Here is a 21,031-nt window from a genome sequence, read left to right on the forward strand (position 1 = left end):
ACGTGAAGGTAGGGGATGGTGCATGGATATAGCCGATTTTTTTGACACCTTTTTTGAAGAGGCAGAAGAGCTGCTCGCGGATATGGAGCAGCACCTGTTAGAGCTTGATGTTGATGATCCTGACAGTGAGCAGCTCGGCGCTATTTTTCGTGCCGCACATTCGATTAAAGGTGGCGCAGGCACCTTCGGATTTAGTGTTCTGCAAAACACCACACACATCCTAGAGAATCTTCTGGATTACGCGCGTAAAGGGGAGCTAGCGCTGCGGGCTGACCTCGTTGATACATTTTTAGAGGCCAAAGACATCATGCACGAGCAATTGAATGCCTACCGCAACGAGGAAGAGCCGGACCAGGAAACATACGAGCGAATCACTCGTACGCTACAGCAGATTGCTCTTGAAGAGATTGGCCAGTCGCTCGATGCGCCGGCAGAAACAGCGCCGAATCCCCCGGCACCTGCCACTGACGAGGAGCCTGCTGAAAATCCGTCCGCGGGTGAAGCACCTGAGGCGGATAGCGCTGGCAAGTTGAAAGTGGTGCTGATCAATGTGGACGACAAGGACCGTCTCTTGCTGGTTGAAGAGCTGGAGCAACTAGGTGATATCGAGTCCCAGTCGGGCGACGACAAGCGCTACGAAGTCGTACTCAGTGGTAGCGTGAGCGCCGACGATATTGAAGCGGTTATGTGCTTTATCATCGAGCCCGATCAAATTGATATTCAGCCGCTAGCGTCTGGCGAGGTGAAGGCAGACGCTCCAGCAGCAGCGCAGCCTGAAGCCACTAAGCCACCTGCCGAGCAAAAAGCCTCGGCATCAGTGCCCTCAGCTGAACAAAAAGCGTCGCCGCCTGCGCCTGCCAAAGCCGAGACTGGCGATGGGCAGGCCAAGGGCAAGGCGAAGAAAGCAGCCCCCGAGTCCTCGTCGATACGTGTATCGGTGGACAAGGTCGATCAGATTATCAATCTGGTTGGCGAGCTAATCATCACCCAGTCGATGCTCGATCAAACAGTCAGCGACCTGGATGACCAGTCGGGCGCCAACAGCTCGCTGCAAAACGGCATGAGCCTGTTGCAGCGCAATGCCCGGGACCTGCAGGAATCGGTCATGTCGATCCGCATGATTCCCATGGAATTTGTGTTTAGCCGTTTCCCCCGGGTCGTACGCGATACCGCCGGTAAGCTGGGCAAGGAAATCGAGCTTGTCACCGAAGGCAAATCCACTGAACTGGATAAAAGCCTGGTAGAACGAATTACCGATCCGCTAACCCACCTGGTGCGCAACAGCCTTGATCATGGCATTGAAATGCCCGATGTACGCGAGTCGATCGGCAAGCCGCGCACCGGCAAACTGACCCTGTCTGCTCGCCACCAGGGCGGTAACATCCTGATTGAAGTGCGTGATGACGGCGCTGGCCTTGACCGCGACCGCCTGCTCGCCAAAGCCAGAGAAAATGGCCTGAACGTATCGGATACGATGTCGGATGAAGATGTCTACCAGCTGATTTTTGCGCCGGGTTTCTCAACTGCCAATGAAGTCACCGATGTATCGGGGCGCGGCGTTGGTATGGATGTTGTCAAACGCAACATCCAGGGCATGGGCGGGCGTGTCGAGATCCAATCCAAAAAAGGCGAAGGCACCATCACAAGTATCGTGTTGCCGCTGACGCTGGCCATCCTGGACGGCATGTCGATTAAAGTGGGAGGTGAAACCTTTATTCTGCCGCTTTCCACGGTGTTGGAGTCTTTGCAGCCCAATAAAGATGACATGTATGCCATGGCGGGCGACGACGTCGTCCTCAAGGTGCGCGACGAATACCTGCCGGTGATCGCCATTCACGAAGTGCTGGACGTCGAAAATGCCATTACCGACCCGACCAAGAGCATTGCGGTGATTGTGCAAGGCGAAGGGCGCCGTTATGCCATGTTGGTCGACGAACTGGTAGGCCAGCAGCAAGTCGTGGTCAAAAACCTGGAAGATAACTATCGCAAAGTGCCCGGCATCTCGGCGGCCACAATCCTTGGCGACGGCAGTGTGGCACTGATTCTGGATATTTCCGGCCTGCATCGACTGAGTCGGGCAAAAAAAGAGGCTGCTAAGCCAGCCAAAACGCAAACAATGTCTTTTTACAAGGAGTCTGAACCGTCATGAGCCAAGCAAACAATGGTGCTGTCCTCGCGACTGAAGCGGATAATAGCGAATTTTTGGTGTTCTCGTTGGGCGACGAAGAGTACGCCATCGATATCCTGAAAGTTCAAGAAATTCGCGGCTACGAGAACGTCACGCGCATTGCCAACGCGCCTGACTTTATAAAAGGGGTGACCAATTTGCGCGGCGTGATCGTGCCGATCGTCGACCTGCGCATCAAGTTCCACCTGGAGAATGTCGAGTACGGCGGCCAAACCGTGGTGATCGTTGTCAATGTGGCCGATCGGGTTGTGGGTATCGTGGTTGACGGTGTGTCTGATGTGATGACGCTGACGCCCGATCAAATCAAGCCCGCGCCTGAATTTGGCGTCACCCTGTCTTCCGATTTCCTGAGCGGACTCGGCAGCCTGGAAGACCGCATGCTGGTGATCGTCGATATCGACAAGCTGCTCACCAGCGAAGAGATGGCCTTGGTAGACGGTGCCAGCCAGAGTTAAAGAAAGTCGATGGCACAGGGAAGGGTCCCAGGGATAATGTGGTCAGCGCCTGAACCACACACAATGGAGTGGGTGGCGCGGCTGGCGATGAGGAGTGCGGTGAGTGGCGCAGGTGATTCGGCAAGTAATGAATAACATGACCGTCCGGCTGAGTTGGGGGCTGGTGCTGGTGACGCTATCGACGATGGTGCTGGTGGCGTGTGGTATTGGTCTGTATGCCCTGCATCATGGGGCAAATATCGTGCAAAACAGCAGCGATCTAGCCTCCCAGCAGCAGGCGTTTACGGCCTTTGCTGAGCAAATACGCTGGAGTCTGCTAGCGGTGGTGCTGGTGACGTTCACCACGGTAGTGGCCGTGGTATGGGGCGTGGCGGCGAATGTACTACGCCCGCTGGATAATCTGGTGGGTTACTTCGAGCGCATGGCAAAAGGCGATTTAAACCAGCAGATTACCGCGCCTGGTAATAACGAAATTGGTCGTTTGTACGTTGCGATGGCACATATGCAAGCGTCGTTGTCGCAAACGGTGGGCGTGGTACGCACCAGTGGGGCGTCAATTTTTGACCGCTCGCAGCAGATTGCCAGTGGCAATAACGATTTGTCATCACGCACCGAGCAGCAGGCGTCCTCATTGGAGGAAACGGCCTCGAGTATGGAACAGCTCGCCTCAACGGTAGGCCATAACGCGGATAACGCCCGCCAGGCAAGCCAGTTGGCGCAAAACGCCACCCAGACGGCGCAGCGCAGCGGCGAGGAAGTTAGCGAGATCGTCAATACCATGCAGGATATCAGCGCCAGTTCGCACCAGGTCGCCGATATCATTACCCTCATCGATAATATCGCCTTCCAGACCAATATCCTGGCGTTAAACGCGTCGGTGGAAGCGGCGCGGGCTGGCGAGCATGGCAGGGGGTTTGCCGTAGTTGCCCAGGAAGTTCGCAGTCTCGCCAGCCGCAGCGCCAGTGCGGCAAAGGATATTCGAACCCTGATCGACACCTCGTTGAGCAAAGTCGATGTCGGTACTGAGCGGGTCAATCAGGCCGGTAAGACAATGCAGGATCTAGTGGCTGCCGTGCAACGGGTCAGCGACATCATGGACGAAATTGCGGCTGCTTCCGAAGAGCAGAGCAATGGTATCGGTCAGGTTAACCAAGCCGTGGCGCAAATGGATCAAGTGGTTCAGCAAAATGCCGAGTTAGTGCAACAAGCTTCATTCAGCGCTAACGAGTTGGAAGACGAAGCCGGGCGATTGCGCGAAGCCGTTGAGCGTTTTCGCGTTGCCGAGTCGCTGACGGCCCCCGTGAGCAAGCCCCGTTCAGCCACGTCATTACCCGCTAAGCCAGCCCGTTCTGCCGCGCCAGCGTCCGCTGCAACGGCGGATGAATGGGAAGCGTTTTAAACGTTAAAGACAAACGTTAAAGACGGAGTACAAACACGCTCAAGTCAGCGGGTTTCGAGCCGATAATATACAAGCTGGGTGTGAATAGCACTTTGACCAGAGGCATGTCGCTCTACCAGGCGGCGTGCCTCTGGTGTCAGCAGTCGGTTGTTTTTCAGACTCACCGTGTCGTGCAACCACCCGTTGGCTGACAAGCAGGCGGGTTAAGGCTTTGTAGAGGAGTGGCGCAAATTTTGACCGAGCAACGTGAACGAGTCGACATCGGCCAATGGGCATCCGGTAGCCAGATCGAGCGCGACCTGGAACTGACGGATGCCGACTTTACCCGTGTACGTGAGCTTATTTACCAGCGTGCCGGCATTGTGCTGGCCGAACATAAGCGCGAAATGGTCTATAGCCGTTTAGCCAAGCGGCTACGTCACCATGGGATGACTCGGTTTGGCGACTACCTTGCGCGCCTTGAGCGTCAGCCGGATGCTAAAGAGTGGGAAGCATTTACCAATGCACTAACGACCAATCTCACTGCGTTTTTCCGTGAGGCCCACCACTTCCCGCTGCTGGCTGAGCATATCAAGGATAAGCAGGAGCCTGTGTCGGTGTGGTGCTCGGCTGCGTCCACCGGGGAAGAGCCTTACTCGATTGCCATGACGCTGCTCGAAACGCTGGGTGGACGAGCCTCCCAGTCCAGCGTCATCGCGACGGATATTGACACTGACGCCCTGAATAAAGCGCGTAAGGGCGTCTATCCCCAGGAACAGGTGCGCAAGCTGGAAGAAGCGCGGGTAAAGCGTTTCTTCCAGAAGGGCACCGGCAACCACCTCGGACTGGCCCGCGTGCGACCTGACGTATCATCGCTGGTCGAGTTTATGCCCATGAACCTGCTGGCGCCCCAGTGGCCCGTTAAAGGTCCTTTTGACGTGATCTTTTGCCGGAACATCATGATTTATTTTGATAAAGATACACAGGCAAAAATTCTTAAACGTTTCGCGCCCCTGCTCAAGCCCGACGGCCTTCTGTTTGCCGGTCACTCGGAGAATTTTTCCTACATCAGCGATGCCTTCAAGCTACGTGGGCAAACAGTTTATACCCTGGCAAACAAATAAAACGCCAACGTGCCTTAGCGCGGCAAACGGCTTGACGGATAAGGAGGCGTACTTTGAGTGCAGCCAAAATAAAAGTGTTATGTGTTGACGACTCGGCGCTGATTCGCGATCTGTTGACAGAAATTATCAATACCCAGCCGGATATGGAAGTAGTGGCCGTCGCCCCCGACCCGATTGCCGCCCGCGACCTCATCAAACAGCATAATCCGGATGTCCTGACGCTTGATGTTGAAATGCCGCGCATGGACGGGCTGGACTTTCTTGAGCGCCTGATGCGCCTGCGCCCGATGCCGGTATTGATGGTGTCGTCGCTGACCCAAAGCGGTTCGGAAATCACCCTGCGTGCACTGGAACTTGGGGCGCTGGACTTCGTTGCCAAGCCCAGCCTGGGTATTCGCAGCGGGATGATGGATTACGCCAATGAGATTGCCGAAAAACTGCGTGCGGCGGCGCGTTCACGGCCCCGCCAGGCCCGGCACAAAAATACCCCGCCCCCCGCTCAACTCAAAGCGCCCATGGTATCGAGCGAGAAGCTGATTATCATCGGCGCTTCTACTGGCGGTACCGAAGCGATCAGGGCAGTGCTCGAGCCGCTACCCGCCAACGCGCCAGCGATTTTAATTACCCAGCACATGCCCGGTGGATTTACTCGGTCATTTGCTGAGCGACTGGACCGGCTATGCCGCATTACCGTCAAGGAAGCCACCGACGGCGAGCGTGTGTTGCCCGGTCATGCCTACATTGCACCCGGGGATCAGCACCTCAAGCTGGCGCGCAGCGGGGCCAACTACGTCGCGCGGCTTGACGATGGACCACCGGTCAATCGCCACCGTCCCTCGGTGGACGTGCTGTTTCATTCCGCCGCCGACCAGGCCGGCAAAAACGCCATTGGCGTGATTCTCACTGGCATGGGCAAAGACGGTGCCGCCGGACTGCTGGAAATGCGCCAGGCTGGATCAGCCACCATTGCCCAGGACGAAGACAGCTGTGTGGTGTTTGGTATGCCGCGCGAGGCGATTGCCATGGGTGCTGCCGCTGATGTTACGTCGCTGGATGAGATTCCGGCGAAATTAATGTCGCTGATTGCCTCTTCGGGACGGGCACAGCGGGTATAACGACAACAATGGGTCAGCTTTGGCTGTAAGGGAACCGGATGAACCGAGCATTACGCAATTTAAGTGTTAACGTCGCGGTGATCGTGGCGCTGCTTTTATTCTTGCTGGCAATTGTTAGCAACGTGGTGATGGGGCGTCTTGCCGAGCAGGCCACCACGGAGACCATCGGAACGCTGGAACAGATAAATGTGGAGCAGCTTAACGAACTTAACCGTGCTGATGCGCTATGGAGCGGTGCGATGGTTGATCTGGAAGTGGCTTCAAACGAATTTATGCTAGGGCGCAGCCGCCAAGCGACGGCTCGCTTGGAAGCCGCCGAGGATCAGCTGAGCCGGGCTGAAGAACGTTTTAATAGCTTTGCTTCCGTACCACGTACAGACGCCGGGGATGCGCTGGGTAGCGAGATCGAAACGGTTTTTGAAGCGGTGTTTGAGTTGACGTACCAGCAGATAGAAGCGCTGGACCAGATGGATACAACCGGTTTCAACGCTATCCGCGGAGAATTGGCGCCAGTAGCTGAGCGTCAGGAAAAATTGCTGACAGAATTCGTACGCTATGCCAGCGAGCGAGGCGATGCGCTGCAGCAGGAGCTGGACGACATTAACCAGTTCTACACCTTCATTGAGTGGATCATTTTTGCTTTAACGCTTCTTCTGCTGTTATTGATTTATGTTGGCTTGCGCAGCGTGGTGATTCGACCACTAAAAGAAGCTGTGCAGATGCTCGATACCATTGCCGATGCTGATCTAACCACGTCGATCCCCAACGGCGGCAAAAACGAAATTGGCCAGCTTTATACGGCCATGCAGCGGATGCAGAACAGCCTCAACGATATCGTAGCGCGAGTGCGTGAAGGCAGCCGTGAAATTCACCACGGCACCCGCGAAATTGCCAGCGGCAATGCCGACCTGTCATCGCGTACCGAACAGCAGGCGGCTTCTATCGAAGAGACTGCCTCCAGCATGGAAGAGATGACGGCGACGGTGAAGCAGAATGCCGATAACGCACGTCAGGCCAGTACGCTGGCAGCGGACGCATCTTCCACGGCTGAGCGCGGCGGCGATGTGGTTCAGCAGGTGGTGTCCACCATGCACGGTATTTCCAGAAGCTCGAAAAAAGTTTCCGATATTACCAGCGTGATCGATTCGATCGCCTTTCAGACCAATATTTTGGCGCTCAATGCGTCCGTTGAAGCGGCCCGTGCCGGTGAGCAAGGCCGAGGCTTTGCCGTCGTGGCCGGGGAAGTGCGCAATCTTGCCAGCCGAAGTGCCGATGCCGCCAAAGAGATTAAAGCGCTGATTGATGACTCGGTGACCCAGATTCAACAGGGGTCCACCCTTGTTGAACAGGCAGGGACAACCATGTCTGATGTGGTGACGTCTGTACGCCGTGTCACCGACATCATGGACGAAATCTCGGCCGCGTCTCAGGAGCAGAGCGACGGTATCGAGCAAGTCAGCCAAGCGGTCGGCCAGATGGACCAGGTGACCCAGCAGAATGCCTCCTTGGTGCAGCAGGCCACCGCCGCGGCGTCCTCATTGGAAGAGCAAGCCAACCGCCTTGAAGAAGCGGTGGCTGTCTTTAAACTGGTCGGCATGCAGGTGACTCATCAGCAATCCCGGCGAGCAAGTTCGAGCTCAGCGCCTAAAGCAGTGGCTGCGCCAGCCACCAAAACACCATCTACACAGCCCAGCCGTCCAGTGTCATCAACCAGTGGACACGACGACTGGGAAGAGTTTTAACCAGCCCTAACTGATAAGAGGATGACCCATGGCAGATAAGAACATGAGCTTTTTGGTGGTGGATGACTTCCCCACGATGCGGCGCATTGTACGCAGCTTGTTGAAAGAACTCGGCTTTACCAACGTCGAAGAAGCAGAAGATGGCCAAGACGCACTGAACAAGCTGCGAGCCGGCAACTTCGAATTTGTGGTCTCTGATTGGAACATGCCCAATCTGGATGGCCTGGAGATGCTTAAGGAAATCCGTCAGGATGACGCTCTAAAAGACCTGCCGGTTTTAATGGTGACGGCGGAAGCCAAGAAGGAAAACATCATCGCGGCGGCCCAGGCGGGCGCTAATGGTTATGTTGTGAAGCCGTTTACAGCCGCCACCCTAGAAGAAAAGCTCAATAAGATCTTTGACAAATTGGGTAAGTAACGCGGCAAGGCCTACGGGCCGGGATTACGAGGAGAGAACATTATGAGCCAGAATGAGCAGTCCGGTTCTACCCAGCTGTCCGATGAGGCCGCCGAAGACCTTATTCACCGCGTCGGTAAGCTGACCCGCATGTTGAGGGAAAACATGCGCGAGCTGGGGCTGGATAAGGAAATCGAGAGAGCAGCGGAAGCCATTCCAGACGCACGCGACCGTCTCCACTACGTGGCCACCATGACCGAGCAGGCGGCAGATCGCTCGCTGAACGCTATTGATCGTGCGCAACCGCTTCAGGATAAACTCAGCGACCAGGCGCAGTCACTGGACAAGCGCTGGGCAGAATGGTTTGAGGCTCCTCAGGAGCTGGACGACGCTAAAGCGTTGGTCAAAGAGACGCGTGGCTACCTGGGAAGCGTGCCGGAGATGACCGCAGCGACCAATAAAGAGTTGATGGAAATCATGATGGCACAGGATTTCCAGGACCTCACCGGTCAGGTCATCAAGAAGATGATGGACGTCATCCGCGAAATCGAACATCAGCTGGTTCAGGTGCTCATTGATAACGTTCCGGGTGCCCAGGCACGAGAAACGATGCAACGCAAGGCCGAAGATCAGTGGAAAAACGATAGTGCACGGCGTAACGAAGAGCTTTTGAATGGGCCTCAAGTGAAGGACAATGCACCTGATATCGTGACCGGGCAAGATCAGGTCGACGATCTGTTGGACGAATTGGGCTTCTAACGCACGGTGTTGAGCCCTCGCTCGGGCTACACGACGTTTCGCTCAGCCGTCCTTAGGGGCGGCTTTTCGTGTTTAGCCGCGATAAATTACCTGGCCGGATGACCGCATGGCAGAAGACGACAGCGACCAGGAAAAGACCGAAGAGGCCACGCCCCGACGACTGGAAAAGGCGCGTGAAGAAGGGCAGGTGCCGCGCTCGCGGGAGCTGACTACCTTCCTTGTACTGCTGGGTGGGGTCATTGGCCTCTGGACCATGGGACAAATGCTCTACAATCAGCTCGGCATGGTGATGGAGCAGGCGTTTCTATTTGAGCGCCGCCACGCCATGGAAGGTATGCCGATGGTGACCCATGCCATAGACCTCGGCAGGCGCACACTGTTTGCCATGATGCCGCTGTTTTTACTGTTGACAGTGATCGCGCTGGTGTCTCCCGCGCTGCTGGGCGGCTTTTTGATTTCAGGCAAGTCGATGCAGCCCAAACTGTCCAAGCTGAATCCGCTAGCGGGGATGAAGCGTATCTTCGCTACTCAGGCGCTGATCGAGCTGGCCAAGGCGATTGCCAAGTCACTGCTGGTCGGTAGTGTGGGTGCGGCCTTTTTATACTTTAATATGGGCAAGTTCATGTCGCTGATGAATCAGCCCATTCAGCAAGCGTTGGCCAGCGCCTTGAACATGGCGGCCCAGGCAGCGGGGTTGATGATCCTGTCGCTGATCGTGGTGATTTTGATCGATGTGCCCTTCCAGCTGTGGAGCAATGCTAAGAAGTTGCGCATGAGCCAGGAAGAAGTCAAGCGCGAGCATAAAGAATCGGAAGGCGATCCTCAGGTGAAGGCCCGTATTCGCCAACAGCAGCAGGCCATGGCGCGGGGCCGCATGATGAGCAAAGTGCCGGAGGCGGACGTCATCATTACCAACCCGACCCACTATGCGGTGGCACTGTCGTATCAAGAGGGCCAGATGGGCGCACCACGCCTGGTCGCCAAAGGCACCGATGCGGTCGCTGAGCGCATCCGTGAAATTGCCAATGAGGCGGAAGTGCCACGATTAGAAGCAGCACCACTGGCGCGAGCCCTGTATCATCACGTCGACCTGGACGCCGAAATACCGGCAAATTTATATACGGCCGTGGCTGAGGTCATGGCTTGGGCATATCGCTTGAAAAATGTAGCGCAACAAGGAGGCGAAGTGCCGCCTACCCCCGATAATCTGCCGGTTCCCCCGGAAATGGAAACCCCCGGGCGCGGTGCCGGTGGCGATGAGGCCCAAACATGAAAGGCTTTACCCAACTAATGAGTCGGCGTGACTGGGTGAGCGACGTAAAGGTCCAGTTGCTCGCCGGGCCACTGCTGATCCTGATGATTCTGGGCATGATGATCGTGCCCATGCCGCCGTTTGCGCTGGATTTGCTGTTCACCTTCAATATTGCCATGGCCATCATGGTGCTGATGGTCAGCATGTTTGCCCAGAAGCCCCTCGACTTTGCCGCCTTTCCTGCCGTACTGCTGTTCACCACGCTGCTGCGGCTCTCGCTGAACGTGGCGTCGACCCGCGTGGTGCTGATGGAAGGCCACCAGGGCGGCGCCTCTGCAGGTAAAGTGATCGAGGCCTTTGGGGCGTTTCTAGTCGGCGGTAATTTTGCCGTAGGCTTGGTGGTCTTTCTGATTTTGGTGATCATCAACTTCATGGTGATCACCAAAGGGGCAGGTCGTATCGCCGAAGTGGGCGCTCGCTTCACGCTGGACGCCATGCCTGGCAAGCAGATGGCGATCGACGCCGACCTCAATGCGGGACTGATCGGCGAGGAAGACGCCAAGCACCGGCGTGCGGAAATTGCTCAGGAAGCCGACTTTTACGGGTCGATGGACGGTGCCAGCAAGTTCGTGCGTGGCGACGCCGTGGCGGGCCTTGTGATCATGGTCGTCAACATCATTGGCGGCCTGATGATTGGCATGCTGCAACACGATATGAGCTTCGGCGATGCAGGCCGCAGCTATATGTTGTTGGCCATTGGCGATGGTCTGGTAGCGCAAATTCCTGCTCTGGTTATTTCGACGGCCGCCGGTGTGACGGTGTCGCGAGTCAATACCGACCAGGATGTTGGTCAGCAGATGATCAGCCAGCTGTTCGTCAATCCCCAGGTGATGATCCTGGCAGCGATGGTCATGGGCCTGCTAGGTATCGTTCCCGGTATGCCCAACATGGTCTTCCTGCTGTTTACCCTGCTGCTTGCCGGGCTGGCCTGGTTCATCATGCGCCGCCAGGAGCAGGCGTTGGTCAAGGAGGAAATTACCGCCGCACCACCGCCGACCCAGGAGGCGCCTGAAGCCAGTTGGGAAGATGTCCAGCTGGTCGACACGCTCGGTCTGGAAGTGGGTCATCGTCTGATTCCGCTGGTTGATTCACGACAAAAGGGCGAGTTGTTGGCGCGTGTTAAAAGCGTACGTAAAAAGTTTGCCCAGGAAGTCGGCTTTTTGCCCCCGGTGGTGCATATACGCGACAACCTGGAGTTGTCGCCAAACACCTATGTGCTGTCAATGAAAGGCGCCGAAATTGGCCGTGCTGATGCCTATCCGGGCAAATGGCTGGCAATTAACCCGGGTCAGGTGTCGGGGGAGCTGCAGGGCACACCCACCGAAGACCCAGCCTTTGGGTTGCCCGCGGTGTGGATTGAGGCCAGTCAGCGCGAGCATGCCCAGGTCTACGGCTACACGGTCGTCGACGCCAGTACCGTTATTGCCACGCACCTCAATCACCTATTGCACCGCCACTCGCCGGAAATGCTTGGCCGCCAGGAAGTCCAGAAGCTGCTGGACAAGCTGGGCGACGAGCAGAAATCGCTGGTGGAAGAAGTCGTACCCAAGGCCATTTCGCTTACGGTGCTGCAACGTATCCTGCAAAACCTGCTGGATGAAGACGTGTCGATTCGCGACATGCGCACCATCCTCGATACCCTGGCCGAGTACGCTGGCCAGCAGCAGGACGCCAACGAGCTTACTGCCCTGGTGCGTGTTGCTCTGGGCCGGGCAATTACCCAGCAATGGTTTGCCGGACAGGACACCTTGAACGTGATGGGCCTGGACGCTCAGCTAGAGCAGGTGCTGGTGCAGGCCATGAACGGCAACGGGGCGATGGAGCCAGGGCTTGCCGAAACGCTGATGACGCAGGCCCAGCAGGCACTGGAGCGCCACGAAAGCAGTGGCGAGCCGCCGGTACTGGTGGTCCAGCATTCCCTGCGTGCGGTATTGTCGCGGTTCTTGCGCCGTCGCTTGCGCCATATGGCGGTCCTGTCCCAAGCTGAGATACCCGATGACCGCACGCTGCGGGTAACCACTGTGGTAGGGGGCCGCTGATGCCAGCGTCACTATTTGACTCACGGCCAGGGGTAATACATGAGTGTTAGACGTTTCGTGGGCGCCAACAGCCGCGATGTGATGCGCCAGGTGCGTGAAGCGCTGGGTGACGACGCGTTGATTGTCGCCAATCGTCGCACCGAGGGCGGCGTTGAAATTCTCGCCATGGCCGATGAAGCCGTTGATCATTTCGAACCTTCGCCCCCTCCCGCCAACGAGCCACCGGCTACACCGAAGGACCCGCTGGAGTCCATGAGTGAGCGCTTACTGCGCGAAATGCAGGACATGCGCTCGCTGCTCGCTTCCCAACAAAGCGAGCGCAGTGCACCCACCGCTTCGACCGCCAGTGGTCCAGAGCGCTGGCGGCAGCTGCTTTGCGGCGTCGGTTTCAGCCGCGAGCTGGCCGACGATATCCTGATGGATCTGCCAGACGACCTGGCGGCGCAAGGTGCGGACAGTGAGCAGGCACTGGCATGGTTGCGCAAACGGCTCATGGCACGCCTGGCCGTGCTAGAGGATGAGCCCGAATTCTTCGATCAAACGGGCATTGTCGCGCTGGTGGGGCCCACCGGGGTTGGCAAGACAACCACCACCGCCAAGCTCGCGGCCCGCTTTGTCATGCGCCATGGCACCCGCCCGGTTGCCCTGGTCACCACGGACAGCTTCCGTATCGGTGCCCATGAACAGCTGCGCATTTACGCCCGTCTGCTGGACATCCCGATGTACGCACTGGATGCGGAACAGCCCATCGACGACCTGCTGAGTCGCCTGCAGGGCAAGCAGTGGGTCATCATCGATACCGTGGGCATGAGCCAGCGCGACCAGCGGGTCATCGAGCAGATTGCCCACTTACAGGGTGGCCGCTCCAAGGTCAGGTTGGTGCTGTTGCTGAATGCCGCCAGTCAGCCGGAAACCCTGGAAGAAGTGGTGCTTCGCTATCGACAGGCGGCCCGCGCGGCGGGCGCCGAGCTGGATGACTGCATCATCACCAAGCAGGACGAAGCGGGACGCTTGGCGCCCATTCTGGATATTGTCATGCGTCATGGCATGCGTGTGCTGTTTGGCTCCTATGGTCAGCAGGTCCCCGAGGATATGGCGGTTGCCGATCCTGCCGCGCTGGTCGACCAGGCGCTGAATACCGACGCGGCCAGATCAGGCAGTGCGTTGGCCCCGGCGTCACCGATCAGCATGCCGCGCTGGTCGCGGGATGTGCTGGGCCAGGGGCGCCGTCTGTCGTCGCTGTTTGCACGCCTGCGCGAGCGTATGGTGGGCTTTGAGCGCCTCGAAGGCGTCTGGGACATCGCTAACCTGCCGAGCGTGTTGCAGGATCAGCGCTTGGACGAGCTGCTGGAGGGTTACCCGCCTCCCCAGCGGATGCTGGGTATGGCCTGGTCGCCGCGCCGCAATGAGCGCGGCTGTGATTGGGCCATGCCGGATATAGGGCTGGATGCAGACGGTGCCTGGATGGCGCTACCTTGGCTGCAGCATCGCCAACCTGCTGGCTGGCAGCCGCGCATGGCCACCTTTAGCGAGCGCGATGGCGTCGCCGTGCACCTGCTGCCAGCGTTACCCGATAGCGAGGCGCTGACCTGGTTGGAGCGCCAATACCTGACCTGGGTCAGCCTGGCCCCACCGGCTCTCAGAGTACACTTGCACGGCGAGCGCTATCCGCTACGCCAGCTGTTTGCCGAAAGCACGCTCAACCACCGCGTCAATGTGCGTTTCCGTGGCCAGCCGATGGCCCTGTGGACGGCGTATGCCGAAGTCACCGACCAGGAGGGGCGGGCGCTGCTGGCATGGTATGGCGAAGTGCGCGACCCCGAAAGCGCCAAGGTGGTTACCCGTCGTTACTGGCTCACGCCAGCGCGCTTGGGGAACGAGGTATTGAGCCTGCTGGTGACCCAGTTGCAAAGTGAAGGCCTTGCAGCGCTGACACGACGAGCCTGGCAGCAGTTGAAAGACGCTGATAGCGGTGAGGTCAGCCCTGAGGTCCGCCTGCTAATGGCCAGCGGTATAGCCGCCATCGCCGGACATCTTGACTGCGCCGAGGACGAGGCCGCCAGTGCATTGCACGGTGATGTACTGAACCTGCTAAGCAGCCGTCGCCGTCGGCGCGATACGGCATTACTGGATGCGCTGGTGTATGCCTTTATGGCCCGTGATGCGATCCGCCAGTTGGGTAGTGTTAACCGTGAGGGCCTGGTATGAGCGCACAAGACCAGGCTGCTGGGCTGCGTAAGTGGGCGGACCTACAGCGTCAGCAGCGGGGCGATGAAGCGCCCCCTGAAGCAACGGAATCACCCGGGCCGATGACCTACCGCTCACCCGTGGTGCCCAGCGCTGCGGCCATGGAGCCGCCTGTCACACCGCCCAAGCCTAAAACGCCGTTAATGGTCATTGGGCTATCTGGCGATGGGCCGGTAGAGGTGCGCAAGGTCAGTGCGCGCCTGGGTCAGTGGGCCGCGCTAGGGCGAGCCTGGGCCGGGGATCCAGCCGACTGGGATATTCGTATCGTGATGCCGGATGCGTCTGAACTGGCGACGCTCAGTCAGCAACACCGTCGCTGGGCGCTGTGGATCAACAGCGATGCCGATGCCTTTGGACGTATGTACCATCTATTGAAACAGCTGCGGCAGCATAACGGGCCGCAACGCTTGTTGGCACTGCACGAACCCCACCTGCCCAGGCAAGGTCTATTGGCCAACCTCCAGCAAGCGGCCGGGGACTATCTGGGTATTGAGTTGCTGTTGCTGGCCCGCTGACTCAGTTAACGTCGGTAAAGCGTCTAATAATCGGGGTTAATCCGCTCATGAGAAGGAATGAAGCATGCTAGGCTATTGGCGTTATGCGATTAGCATTTTGGTATTAGCCTTGGGGCTCAGTTCGTTTGCTCAGGGCGCTTCCAGCAGCTGGGTGACACAAGTGCCCGGGCTCATGGTGGCCATGAGCGACCGCGCCAGCCGCAGTGAACCGGTTCGTCCTCCAGCGGGGGCGACCACGCCAGCGGCGGTCATTGAGCGAGTCCAGTGGCAGTACCAACATGCCCCCGGGGCAGCGCTACAGGCTTGGCTATGTCACCCTGAACGCTGCGTGTCGTTATCGGGTATGCGTGGGGAAACCCGTGCGCTATCAGGAATACGTGCGACAACGCCCCTGCATTTTCAATTTGCGCTAAGCCCAGGGCAGCGGCCCGTTAGCGTTAAAGGATTGCAGATGATTGTGAATTACCAGTGAGCACAGGTGGTTTAGCCGCGAGGCAATAGGATGTACACAGCACAAGGCAGGATCAAACAAAGTGAGCTGATGACGGAGTACATGCCACTGGTAAGACGTCAGGCCTTGACGCTTCAGGTCAGGTTGCCGGCCAGCATAGAGCTGGATGACTTAATCCAGGCAGGCATGATGGGGCTACTGGAAGCCTTGGGACGTTTCGATGCCACTCAGGGCGCCACCTTTGCGACATTTGCCAGTCAGCGCATACGTGGGGCGATGGTGGACGAGTTGCGTACCCGTGATTGGCTGCCTCGTAGCGTCCGCCGTTCGGCGCGAGCCGTTGATGAAACCGTCAGGCGGTTGGAGCAATCGCTGGGGCGTCCCCCCGAAGAAACGGAAATCGCCGACGCCATGGAAATGCCGCTGGGCGACTATCAGCAGTTATTGCACGACACCAATAGCGGCCAGTTGCTGCCCTATGAAGAGCTGGTGGCCGATGGCAGCGAACCGCACAATCGTGAAGCCGTGAGTTCGCCGTTCGATCATTTACTCGATGGCCAACAGCGGGAAACCCTGGTGGCGGCCATCGAGGCGCTGCCCGAGCGCGAAAAACTGCTCATGGCGCTGTATTACCAGGAAGAGCTCAACCTGAAAGAAGTGGGTGCCGTGCTCGGCGTCACGGAGTCACGCGTTTCCCAGCTGCACAGTCAGGCGGTCAGCCGTCTGCGCGCCAAGTTAAACGACGCGGTTTAGGGTCTGTTGACGTTTCGCTCACGGCCAGGGCAACGGCGATTGGCTGATGTTTTAGCGCTGATGCGCCCCGTTATATTGCTTTAAGGAGCACGACATGAACCCATCGACGCTGATCGGTATTTTCGCCAGCATCCTGCTGCTGGTAAGCGTCCTGTTTTTTACCGCCGAATCGCCAGGCAGCTTCCTCAACCTGCCCGGGCTTGCCATCGTGGTCACCGGCACACTTGCCGCCACCTTTATCAGCTATCCCCTCAAGGAAGTGCTGCGCGTGGTGCGCCTGGTCGGGCTGGTCTTCCGGCGTGAAAACACCTATGTGCGTGACGATATCAACGAGCTGGTGGCCATGTCCCGGCTGTGGTTCAAGGGCGATGTCCGCGCCGTTGAAAGAGAGCTCGAAAACACTCGCAATCCGTTTTTGCGGACCGGTATCCAGCTGGTGATCGCCAATACCAAAGAAGACGAGATCTTCGATATGTTGCGCTGGCGCATTGCGCGACTGAAGGCGCGTGAACACGCGGAGGCGCAGATATTCCGCACCATGGCGACTTACGCGCCAGCTTTCGGCATGATTGGCACGCTGGTGGGGCTGGTCAACATGCTGGAAGTCATGGATTCCGGCAATCTCGATGTGATCGGCCCGCGTATGGCGGTAGCATTGCTGACCACCTTCTACGGTATTCTGCTGGCCAACCTGGTGTTCAAGCCCGTTGCGGTCAAGCTGGAGCGGCGCACCGAAGAGCGCTTGATCACCATGAACATGGTGCTGGAAGGCATCTCACTGATTACCAAGCGGCGGCTACCTTCCTTTATCGAAGAAACGCTCAATTCCTTTGTCGCCAACTACCACGACGAAATCCGTGAGCCGGAGGTCAAAAAGAAGCCGCGCGTCTCGAGTAACGCTCCCGCCAAGGGGTAGCCGGTATGTTAGACCGGGATACGCGTCATACATTAGAAGCGCCCCCGCCAAGGGGCAGTGACGACGATGGCTGGTTGACCAGCTATCTGGATGTATTGACGCTGTTGCTGACCTTGTTCGTGTTGCTGCTCTCGCTGGCGCCGCCCGGCGGCAACGATGCCGGCTCGCAAGCCAGTGTCGTTGAGGCGTCTTCCGGCGCGATTGCCGACCTGCCTCTGGCCTCATTGGCGACGGGTATCGAGCCCCGTCACAGCGGCCTGCAGCCGCGCTTTGAAGGTATCAGCATTCCCGGGGTGGACGTCTCCCAGGGCCAGGAAGGCGTGACGCTGCGCATCAACGACAATCTGCTGTTCGATAGCGGCCGGGCGCAACTCACCGGGCAGGGCCGCGATCTCATCGAAAGTCTTGTCGGGGTGCTCAGTGCCTTCGACGGGCAGGTATCGATCGAAGGGCATACCGATAACGTGCCCATCGCGACCTCACGCTTTCCTTCCAACTGGGAGCTATCATCGGCACGCGCGATTGCGGTGGTCCGCCACCTGGATAGCCAGGGGCTGGAGGTTGGTCGCATGCGGGCCGTTGGCTATGCCGACACCCAACCGATGGAAAGTAACGCTACGGCACAGGGGCGAGCCGCCAACCGTCGCGTTGAGCTTGTGCTCAGGCAGCCGCCAAGCCGCGAATAAATAAATGTCGTCGCCAACGCTGCTCGCCTAGGAAGCATCCCGGCACAGGCGCTGCATCCTTGCCAGCGCTTCCCCTGCGCCCTCCAGATTGAAGATCATGTACCAAGGGTCTTTATCCCCCTGATCAAAACCCAGGAAAATCTGCTCGCCATCGCTCATGTCGGCGATCAATTGATCAATGTCGTTGAGATAAAAGTGGGCATAAAAGCCGTTATCGCCGCGCTCGGTGATAAATTCGGCAACGCTGTGAATGCGCTCGCGCTCATCGACACGTAGTCGCGCAGGCACCTGATTAACCGCCCGGCTTTCCCCTTGAGCGGCCTCCAGCTCGACGCGCATTTCCAGCCAAGGCAGGTCGCAAACGCCCTGGGTGGCATTGACACTCAGGGTGGCATCCGAATAACTGTGCGTCTCCACGGCACGAAAATGCCGCTCGTTACCGAGGGTCAAAGCCATCGACTGCCAATGACCGTGAGTTTGGTCGTCTTCGACGTTAAACGACGTGGCATGAGCCGAAGGAAGTGCTAACACCAACGCAGCGCCAAGTGCAGGGTAAGCAAGTGCTGAATAAAAGCGCGATATCAACGGCATTGGCAGGCCCACCATCTGGAAAACTCTAAGCCTATCGTCTGATGCTCGACGACAAAAGACTAACACGCTGATTTTTCTATATATGGTAGAAAAAAAGTGAAAAGACAGCCGATGTAGTGCAAAGTCAAGACTATACTTCACCCGGTTGCCTCGTATAATCGCTTGGACCAAGCGCCATTTTCACTGCCGTTAAGGAGTTTCGCGACATGAGTACTGCTACCCAGGCTATGAACACCTCTAACGATGTCCCGCTGCAGGCGCCGTCGCGGGAGATTTGGGATGCCAAGTATCGTCTTAAGGATCGTCATAGTCAGCCGGTGGATCAGGACCTGGGCGCGACCTTCGAGCGGGTGGCGAAAGCCCTGGCGGATGTAGAAGGCGACAAGGCGCAAGAGTGGCTGCCGCAATTCCGTTGGGCGCTGGAAAATGGTGCGGTTCCTGCCGGGCGGATTCTCTCCAATGCCGGGGCTGAAGCGTACAAGCCCGCGGTGAGCCTGATCAACTGCACGGTGTCGCGCACCATTCGCGATTCGATGCGCGATATCCTGGACTCCGTGGTAGACGCCGGGATGACGCTCAAGTCCGGCGCCGGTATCGGCTACGACTTCTCCACGCTGCGCCACAAGGGCGCCTTTGTGTTTGGCGCGGGCGCAGGCACCAACGGCCCGCTGGCGTTCATGGATATCTACGACAAGATGTGCTTTACCGTGGCCTCCGCTGGCGGCCGCCGCGGCGCCCAGATGGGCACCTTTGATGTCGGCCACCCGGACGTGCGCGAGTTTATCCAGGCCAAGCGCGAAGCGGGTCGGCTGCGTCAGTTCAACCTCAGCCTGTTGATTACTGACGAGTTCATGGAGGCCGTCAAGCATAACGCCGACTGGCCGCTGGCTTTTCCGCTACACCCCGGCGAGCAGGACGACGTCAAAGACGAAGACCTGATCTACCGCGACTGGCCGGTGGTTGAGGAAGGCTACACGGTCGATGATGAAGGCCGCGTCGCCTGCCGCATTGTCGAGGTGATCAAGGCGCGGGAACTGTGGGACACCATCATGTCCTCCACCTACGACTACGCCGAGCCCGGGTTCATCCTGATCGATCAGGTTAACCGTATGAACAATAACTGGTTCTGCGAAGACATTCGCGCCACGAACCCCTGCGGCGAACAGCCTTTGCCGCCGGAAGGCGCCTGCCTGCTGGGCTCGGTCAACCTGACCCAGTTCGTCATCGAGCCGTTCAGCGACCAGCCGCGCTTTGATTGGGAGCGCTACCGCAAGGTCGTGGCGATTTTCACCCGCATGCTCGACAACGTGGTCGAGATTGCTGGCCTGCCGCTGCCCCAGCAGCAGCGTGAAATCGAGGCCAAGCGTCGTCACGGCATGGGCTTCTTGGGGCTGGGCTCGACGCTGACCATGCTCAAGATCCCCTACGGTTCGCAGGCGTCGCTGGCCTTCACGGAAGAAGTCAGCCGCCACCTGGCACTAGAAGGCTGGAAGCAGGCCCTGGCGCTTTCCCAAGAGAAAGGCATGGCGCCGGTACTTGCCGAAGAGCACGTGATCACCCCGAAGATGATGCGTGAGCGTCCTCAGCTTGCCAAAGACGGCTATGAAGTGGGTGATAAGGTGCCCGGTCGCATTCTGCATGCCCGCTATAGCCAGTACATGAGCAAAGTGGCCGAGCTGGAACCCGAGCTGGTGGCGCAGTTGGCCGAACACGGTGCACGCTTTACCCACCACAGCTCGATCGCGCCGACCGGTACGATTTCGCTGTCGATGGGCAACAACGCATCCAACGGCATCGAGCCGTCGTTCTCGCACCGTTATTTCCGCAATATCATCCAGACGGGCAAGAAAACCAAAGAGCAGGTCGAAGTGGTGTCCTTCGAACTGGCAGCCTATCGCCACTTTATCGCCGCCGATGCGGTGGACAGTGACCTTCCCGACTACTTTATTACCGCTGATGCCGTGACCCCCGAGCAGCACGTCGCGGTGCAGGCGGCGGCCCAGCAATGGATCGACTCGGCGATTTCGAAAACGGTCAATGTGCCCACCGAGTTTGCGTTTGAAAAGTTCCAGGACCTGTATCTGCAAGCCTATGAAAGCCGCCTGAAAGGCTGCACGACCTTCCGCTTTAACCCGGAAGCCTTCCAGGGCGTACTGGTGCGCGAGGACGACCTGAAAAATACCACCTATGTGTTTGAGCTGGAAAACGGCGAAACGCTAGAGCTAACCGGCGACGAGAAAGTGATGTACGACGGCGAGGAGCATAACGCCGCCAACCTGTTTGATGCGTTGAAAGAAGGCACCTACGGCAAATGGTAAAGCAGAGCCACGCCTTCTTGTGCACAACGCACGTTCAGACCGTAT

Annotated in this window: 18 protein-coding genes; 17 read left to right on the top strand and 1 reads right to left on the bottom strand. The window is 58.1% G+C overall.

Annotated features, from left to right (window positions below):
* Positions 1–22: 22 nt before the first annotated feature.
* From cheA to HXW73_RS00560, 16 genes are all read left to right on the top strand, one after another.
* Positions 23–2,149 (top strand): chemotaxis protein CheA, encoded by a 2,127-nt coding sequence (gene cheA / locus HXW73_RS00485; RefSeq protein WP_186254419.1) that lies wholly within the window; start codon positions 23–25, stop codon positions 2,147–2,149.
* Entirely contained in the window at positions 2,146–2,643 is a 498-nt protein-coding gene (gene cheW, locus HXW73_RS00490) for a chemotaxis protein CheW (RefSeq protein ID WP_186254420.1), read from the top strand. The genes cheA and cheW overlap by 4 nt, the downstream gene beginning before the upstream one ends.
* Positions 2,644–2,770: 127 nt before the next feature.
* Positions 2,771–4,042: a methyl-accepting chemotaxis protein gene (locus tag HXW73_RS00495; RefSeq protein WP_186255867.1), complete on the top strand. Its 1,272-nt coding sequence runs from the start codon at positions 2,771–2,773 to the stop codon at positions 4,040–4,042.
* Positions 4,043–4,275: 233 nt separating this feature from the next.
* Entirely contained in the window at positions 4,276–5,145 is an 870-nt protein-coding gene (locus HXW73_RS00500) for a CheR family methyltransferase (protein ID WP_186254421.1), read from the top strand.
* Between the two features lie 53 nt (positions 5,146–5,198).
* Complete coding sequence (locus tag HXW73_RS00505) at positions 5,199–6,260, top strand: protein-glutamate methylesterase/protein-glutamine glutaminase (protein WP_186254422.1); 1,062 nt, start codon at positions 5,199–5,201, stop codon at positions 6,258–6,260.
* A gap of 38 nt (positions 6,261–6,298) precedes the next feature.
* Positions 6,299–8,002 (top strand): methyl-accepting chemotaxis protein, encoded by a 1,704-nt coding sequence (locus tag HXW73_RS00510; protein WP_186254423.1) that lies wholly within the window; start codon positions 6,299–6,301, stop codon positions 8,000–8,002.
* 28 nt (positions 8,003–8,030) lie between these two features.
* Positions 8,031–8,420, top strand: a complete 390-nt coding sequence (gene cheY, locus HXW73_RS00515) for a chemotaxis response regulator CheY (RefSeq protein ID WP_186254424.1) — start codon at positions 8,031–8,033, stop codon at positions 8,418–8,420.
* Positions 8,421–8,462: 42 nt separating this feature from the next.
* The gene (cheZ, locus tag HXW73_RS00520) at positions 8,463–9,158 is read left to right on the top strand and encodes a protein phosphatase CheZ (protein WP_186254425.1); all 696 of its coding nucleotides are present in this window, start codon (positions 8,463–8,465) and stop codon (positions 9,156–9,158) included.
* Positions 9,159–9,264: 106 nt separating this feature from the next.
* Positions 9,265–10,431 (top strand): flagellar biosynthesis protein FlhB, encoded by a 1,167-nt coding sequence (flhB, locus tag HXW73_RS00525; RefSeq protein ID WP_186254426.1) that lies wholly within the window; start codon positions 9,265–9,267, stop codon positions 10,429–10,431.
* On the top strand, positions 10,428–12,509 hold the full coding sequence (flhA, locus tag HXW73_RS00530) for a flagellar biosynthesis protein FlhA (RefSeq protein WP_186254427.1): 2,082 nt from the start codon (positions 10,428–10,430) through the stop codon (positions 12,507–12,509). The genes flhB and flhA overlap by 4 nt, the downstream gene beginning before the upstream one ends.
* 39 nt (positions 12,510–12,548) lie before the next feature.
* A complete protein-coding gene (gene flhF / locus HXW73_RS00535) occupies positions 12,549–14,717 on the top strand; it encodes a flagellar biosynthesis protein FlhF (protein ID WP_186254428.1) in 2,169 nt (722 codons plus the stop codon).
* Positions 14,714–15,271 carry a hypothetical protein gene (locus tag HXW73_RS00540; RefSeq protein WP_186254429.1) on the top strand — a complete coding sequence of 186 codons (558 nt, stop codon included), beginning with the start codon at positions 14,714–14,716 and terminating at the stop codon, positions 15,269–15,271. The genes flhF and HXW73_RS00540 overlap by 4 nt, the downstream gene beginning before the upstream one ends.
* A gap of 64 nt (positions 15,272–15,335) precedes the next feature.
* Entirely contained in the window at positions 15,336–15,743 is a 408-nt protein-coding gene (locus HXW73_RS00545; RefSeq protein WP_186254430.1) for a flagellar protein FlhE, read from the top strand.
* Positions 15,744–15,773: 30 nt separating this feature from the next.
* A complete protein-coding gene (locus HXW73_RS00550) occupies positions 15,774–16,475 on the top strand; it encodes an RNA polymerase sigma factor FliA (RefSeq protein WP_186254431.1) in 702 nt (233 codons plus the stop codon).
* Between the two features lie 94 nt (positions 16,476–16,569).
* Positions 16,570–17,391, top strand: coding sequence for a motility protein A (locus tag HXW73_RS00555; RefSeq protein WP_186254432.1), 822 nt, complete (start codon positions 16,570–16,572; stop codon positions 17,389–17,391).
* A gap of 5 nt (positions 17,392–17,396) precedes the next feature.
* Positions 17,397–18,077 (top strand): OmpA/MotB family protein, encoded by a 681-nt coding sequence (locus tag HXW73_RS00560; RefSeq protein ID WP_186254433.1) that lies wholly within the window; start codon positions 17,397–17,399, stop codon positions 18,075–18,077.
* Positions 18,078–18,104: 27 nt separating this feature from the next.
* Here HXW73_RS00560 and HXW73_RS00565 read toward each other — a convergent pair whose 3' ends face one another.
* A complete protein-coding gene (locus HXW73_RS00565) occupies positions 18,105–18,668 on the bottom strand; it encodes a hypothetical protein (RefSeq protein ID WP_186254434.1) in 564 nt (187 codons plus the stop codon).
* Between the two features lie 206 nt (positions 18,669–18,874).
* On the opposite strand from HXW73_RS00565, the gene HXW73_RS00570 reads away from it, so the two are divergent.
* Complete coding sequence (locus HXW73_RS00570; protein WP_186254435.1) at positions 18,875–20,986, top strand: adenosylcobalamin-dependent ribonucleoside-diphosphate reductase; 2,112 nt, start codon at positions 18,875–18,877, stop codon at positions 20,984–20,986.
* The last annotated feature ends 45 nt before the right edge of the window (positions 20,987–21,031 follow it).

Origin of the sequence: Halomonas sp. SH5A2 (assembly GCF_014263395.1) — a bacterium.
GTDB lineage: Bacteria > Pseudomonadota > Gammaproteobacteria > Pseudomonadales > Halomonadaceae > Vreelandella.

Bases quoted from the DNA above. Each gene is read 5' to 3' on its own strand.
- flhF (WP_186254428.1), top strand. From the start codon at position 12,549: ATGAGTGTTAGACGTTTCGTGGGCGCCAACAGCCGCGATGTGATGCGC.
- HXW73_RS00560 (WP_186254433.1), top strand. From the start codon at position 17,397: ATGTTAGACCGGGATACGCGTCATACATTAGAAGCGCCCCCGCCAAGG.
- cheY (WP_186254424.1), top strand. From the start codon at position 8,031: ATGGCAGATAAGAACATGAGCTTTTTGGTGGTGGATGACTTCCCCACG.
- HXW73_RS00540 (WP_186254429.1), top strand. From the start codon at position 14,714: ATGAGCGCACAAGACCAGGCTGCTGGGCTGCGTAAGTGGGCGGACCTA.
- HXW73_RS00495 (WP_186255867.1), top strand. From the start codon at position 2,771: ATGAATAACATGACCGTCCGGCTGAGTTGGGGGCTGGTGCTGGTGACG.
- cheA (WP_186254419.1), top strand. From the start codon at position 23: ATGGATATAGCCGATTTTTTTGACACCTTTTTTGAAGAGGCAGAAGAG.
- HXW73_RS00570 (WP_186254435.1), top strand. From the start codon at position 18,875: ATGAGTACTGCTACCCAGGCTATGAACACCTCTAACGATGTCCCGCTG.
- HXW73_RS00555 (WP_186254432.1), top strand. From the start codon at position 16,570: ATGAACCCATCGACGCTGATCGGTATTTTCGCCAGCATCCTGCTGCTG.
- flhB (WP_186254426.1), top strand. From the start codon at position 9,265: ATGGCAGAAGACGACAGCGACCAGGAAAAGACCGAAGAGGCCACGCCC.
- HXW73_RS00545 (WP_186254430.1), top strand. From the start codon at position 15,336: ATGCTAGGCTATTGGCGTTATGCGATTAGCATTTTGGTATTAGCCTTG.
- HXW73_RS00550 (WP_186254431.1), top strand. From the start codon at position 15,774: ATGTACACAGCACAAGGCAGGATCAAACAAAGTGAGCTGATGACGGAG.
- cheZ (WP_186254425.1), top strand. From the start codon at position 8,463: ATGAGCCAGAATGAGCAGTCCGGTTCTACCCAGCTGTCCGATGAGGCC.
- flhA (WP_186254427.1), top strand. From the start codon at position 10,428: ATGAAAGGCTTTACCCAACTAATGAGTCGGCGTGACTGGGTGAGCGAC.
- HXW73_RS00510 (WP_186254423.1), top strand. From the start codon at position 6,299: ATGAACCGAGCATTACGCAATTTAAGTGTTAACGTCGCGGTGATCGTG.
- cheW (WP_186254420.1), top strand. From the start codon at position 2,146: ATGAGCCAAGCAAACAATGGTGCTGTCCTCGCGACTGAAGCGGATAAT.
- HXW73_RS00565 (WP_186254434.1), bottom strand. From the start codon at position 18,668: ATGCCGTTGATATCGCGCTTTTATTCAGCACTTGCTTACCCTGCACTT.